This window comes from Tsukamurella asaccharolytica (genome assembly GCF_007858435.1).
Classification (GTDB): Bacteria; Actinomycetota; Actinomycetes; order Mycobacteriales; family Mycobacteriaceae; genus Tsukamurella; species Tsukamurella asaccharolytica.
Genome location: NZ_VIGW01000068.1, coordinates 1 through 542 on the forward strand (window position 1 = coordinate 1; position 542 = coordinate 542).

1 protein-coding gene is annotated in these 542 nt (G+C 43.7%); it reads left to right on the forward strand.

The features are described from left to right. Nucleotides 1-542 (forward strand): nitroreductase family protein (locus tag FK529_RS20970; RefSeq protein ID WP_146564367.1); only part of this gene is annotated, 542 nt, incomplete at both ends.

Here is a 542-nt window from a genome sequence, read left to right on the forward strand (position 1 = left end):
GCAACAATCTTCCTCAAACAAAAGAGGAGATTAATCAATTAGTTGAACGGGTAACTAAAGATACGCCTTCCGCTTTTAACTCCCAAAGTTCTCGCGTTGTATTACTACAAGATCATGCGCATCAAAAGTTATGGGACATCACGTTAGAGGCATTAAGAGCGATCGTTCCTGCTGATAACTTTGCCGCTACAGAGGCTAAAATTAAGAGCTTTGCTGCCGGTGCAGGAACGATTCTCTACTTTGAAGATCAACAAGTTGTTGAAGATCTTCAAGAGCAGTTCTCAGCTTATGCTGCTAATTTCCCTAAATGGTCTGAACAGGCGCATGGAATTACGGCATATGCGGTTTGGCTTGCTCTGGCAGAAGTCAATATCGGTGCCTCTTTACAGCACTATAATGAGCTGATTGAAGCAGCAGTGAAGGCAGAATGGGATCTTCCTGCAAAATGGGCGCTAAAAGCACAGATGCCTTTTGGCTCTATCGAAACAGAAGCAGATCCTAAAGCCTATATCGATACAGCAGCACGCTTTAAAGTCTTCGGT